Annotated in this window: 5 protein-coding genes; all 5 read left to right on the top strand. The window is 65.8% G+C overall.

Annotated elements, in window-relative coordinates:
- The coding region (locus BGN91_RS11130; RefSeq protein ID WP_292613111.1) for an AP2 domain-containing protein at nucleotides 1-196 on the top strand (196 nt) is incomplete at its 5' end.
- 38 nt (nucleotides 197-234) lie between these two features.
- Nucleotides 235-1,176 (top strand): phage tail tube protein, encoded by a 942-nt coding sequence (locus tag BGN91_RS11125; RefSeq protein ID WP_292613109.1) that lies wholly within the window; start codon nucleotides 235-237, stop codon nucleotides 1,174-1,176.
- 17 nt (nucleotides 1,177-1,193) lie between these two features.
- Nucleotides 1,194-1,604 carry a hypothetical protein gene (locus tag BGN91_RS11120; protein WP_292613107.1) on the top strand — a complete coding sequence of 137 codons (411 nt, stop codon included), beginning with the start codon at nucleotides 1,194-1,196 and terminating at the stop codon, nucleotides 1,602-1,604.
- A 125-nt stretch (nucleotides 1,605-1,729) separates the two neighbouring features.
- Nucleotides 1,730-1,906 (top strand): hypothetical protein, encoded by a 177-nt coding sequence (locus tag BGN91_RS11115; protein WP_292613105.1) that lies wholly within the window; start codon nucleotides 1,730-1,732, stop codon nucleotides 1,904-1,906.
- On the top strand, nucleotides 1,903-3,153 hold a 1,251-nt coding region (locus BGN91_RS11110; RefSeq protein WP_292613103.1), incomplete at its 3' end, for a phage tail length tape measure family protein. The genes BGN91_RS11115 and BGN91_RS11110, both read left to right, overlap by 4 nt.

Genomic DNA, 3,153 nt, shown 5'->3' with positions numbered 1-3,153 from the left:
CCAAAGGCGTAGCGCGAAGAACTCATCAGGACACAAGGGCGTCTCCTGGAGCACGCACAAGCAGCGCTGGCGGGCTGCGATCAAGGTAGGCAGTCGAAACGTTCATCTCGGTTACTTCCGCGATTTAGCGATGGCGGCCGAGGCGTATCGCTGCGCCGCTGTCAGCCATTTCGGTGGCTTCGCGCGCGCAGCTTAAGCACGCGCGCGCCAATCATTCAAAAACAGGAGTGACAAATGGCACGAGCCCGAGGGGCCAACGCATCCATGGCCGCTGCATTCGAGACCACCTACGGCACCGCACCGGTTGCCGGTTACAAGAAGCTGCCGTTCGTCTCTTCAGCACTCGGCGACGAGCAGAACCTGATCGCAAGCGACCTCCTGGGTTACGGCCGCGAGCCGCTGCCGCCGAGCCGGGACGTGGTGAACAACGACGGCGACGTTGTCGTGCCGGTTGATCTGCGTAACTTCGGGTATTGGCTGAAGCTCCTGATGGGCGCCCCGACCTCGGTCGACAACTCCGGTGTCATTACCCACACGTTCGTCTCGGGCGCGCTGACGCTCCCGTCCATGGCAATCGAGATCGGCATGCCCGAAGTTCCAAGCTTCGGCATGAACGTCGGCGTCCGCGCCAACACCATGAAGATTCAGCTGCAGCGGTCGGGGCTCCTCAACGCCACCATGAGCCTGATCGCGCAGGGCGAAACCAAAGCGGGAGTGTCCGCTGCAGGATCGCCAAGCGAAGCTGCGATCGAGCGCTTCTCCCAGTTCATGGGCGAGATCAAGCGCAACGGCACCGCGCTCGGCCACATCGTGTCGGCGGAACTCACCTACATGAACAATCTCGACAAGGTCGAGGTCATTCGTCCCGACGGGCGCATCGAGGACGCCGACCCGGCGATGGTCGCTGTGACCGGCAGCGTCAACGTGCGGTTCGCCGACACCGTGCTGCTCGATCAGGCGACCTCGGGCGATCCGTGCGAGCTTTCGTTCGGCTGGGTGATCGACGCCGACAATTCGCTGCTGTTCACCGTGCACAGCGCGTTCCTGCCGAAGCCCAAGACGCCGATCCAGGGGCCCGGCGGCATCCAAGCGGCGTTCGCCTGGCAGGCCGCCAAGGACCCGACCCTGCTCAAGACCTGCACCGCGGTGCTGATCAACGACGTCGCCGCTTACTGACAAATAGGATTCCGAACATGACCAAGGCGAAATCCAAGGCGTCGGCCAATGCCGCGCCCCGCTCGAATGCGCCGATGCTCAAGCTCAATACGGACCGCGCGTCGGTCTGGCTTGATCTCGTTCCCGGCGTGCGTGTGCAGTTCCGGCCGATTACGGTCGCCGCGATCCTGCTCGCGCGCACCGCCGCTGCCGATGTACTGCGCGCCGGCGGCGACGACGCAATGGTCAAGGCAGGCGTCGCGTTCACGAGCTCGCTCGCGCATTCGGGCATTGCTGCCTGGGAGGGCATTGGCGACGCCGACGGCAATCCGGTTGAGCCGAGCAAGGAGACGATCGACGCGGCGCTTGAACTATGGCCGGTGTTCGACGCCATTGACCGGCTCTACGTCGGACCCGTGCTGATCCAGGACGCAGAAAAAAACGTCTGATCGCTCTCGCCGAATGGCACTTCGGCGGGGGCGAAGGCTATTGCGCGGCCTGCCCGGAATCGTGCGCCGGCTGTCCGTATCTCGAACACGCGCCACAGACGGCGGACGGCATTGCGGCCTGGGCGGTGCTCAAGCGCGCAGCCGGACAGGTCCGCGCCGTCATGGGTGGCGTCTACGCGGTCGATTTCGCGGCGGTGCTGCTGCTCGCCGACGCCATGGGCGCGCTCAGTCCGCTGCTCGTCGAACTCCTCCCCGAGATCGAGCCGATCATCGTTCGGGCCTACGGCCGGAATAACGAATGAGCACCACACAGGTCTCGATCCGCCTGGGCGTCGAGGGCAAGGCTGACGTCAAGCGCGCCTTCGACGAGGTCGGCAAGGCCGGGCAAGACGCGTTCCGCGGCGTTGCGGCCGACATGGACGCAACGGGTGCCGCCACCGATCGGCAGACCCAGCGGCTCCAGCGTCTGGCGGAAGCTGCGCGACAGGCGGGCGCCGCCGACCAGTCGCAGCGCAGTTTCAACCAGGTCCTGGGCGTTGATACCGCGCAGCCCAAGTCGGCACGCGAGTCGGCCGCAGTTTTCGAGGAAACCGCTCGGGCCGCCGAGGACCTGGAGGCCAGAACCTCGGCGCTGCGAGCGCAGATCGATCCGCTCGGGACGGCGCAAAAGAAGCTCAACACCGACGTCGCCGAAGCGGGCTCGCTGTTCAAGGCCGGCGCCATTACGCAGTCCGAGCATGCGGCGGCGGTCGCGCTCGCCAACAGCCGCTACAAGGAGGCCGCCTCCGTCATCGAGAAATACGGCGGCAGCGCAGCACTCTCCACGAATCAGGTCCTGATCCTGGGGTCGGCTGCGCGTCACACGGTTGACGCGCTGATCTCCGGGCAGAGCCCGATGCGGGTTCTGACCGTCGAGGGTATCAAAGCCTCTGCGGCCTTGGGCGAAGGCGGCCTCGGTGGACTGCTCCAGGGTGTCTGGAAGGGTCTCACGGGCCTGATCTCGCCCACCATGGCGGTGGTCGCCGGTATCGCGGCGATCGGCGCTGCGGTCGGCTACTCCTATTATCGCTACATCGAGTCGCAGAAGGAGCTCGAAGTCGCGCTTGGCGGCACCGGCCGAGCCGCCGGCGCCACCGTCGGCCAGATTGAGCGCATTGCCGAACGATCGGCGTCGACGGCCGGCGTGTCGGTCGCCGCGGCCCGCGAGATGGAGGCCGCGTTCCTGCAGACCGGCAGGATCGCCGTCTCGAATTTCGAAGGGCTGATCAAGGTTGCCAAGAACTACGCCGCGACCACCGGCACCGATGTCGCGACCGCCGCCAAAGAGCTCGCAAGCGCATTCGCCGATCCGATCAAGGGCGCCGATGCGCTCAACGCCAAGCTCAATTTCCTCGATGACCGGACCCGGCAATACGTTCGCACGCTTGCCGATCACAACGATCGCACCGCCGCGCAGCGCGTCCTGCTCGAGGCGCTCAAGGGAAGCCTGATCAATGCGGCCGATGCCACCACGGCGCTTGGCCGCGCCTGGGACTTTGTCGGGCGAATG

Source organism: Nitrobacter sp. 62-13, assembly GCF_001896955.1.
GTDB lineage: Bacteria > Pseudomonadota > Alphaproteobacteria > Rhizobiales > Xanthobacteraceae > Nitrobacter.
The sequence above is the reverse complement of the archived record's forward strand: the minus strand, read 5'-3'. Positions and strand labels throughout refer to the sequence as shown.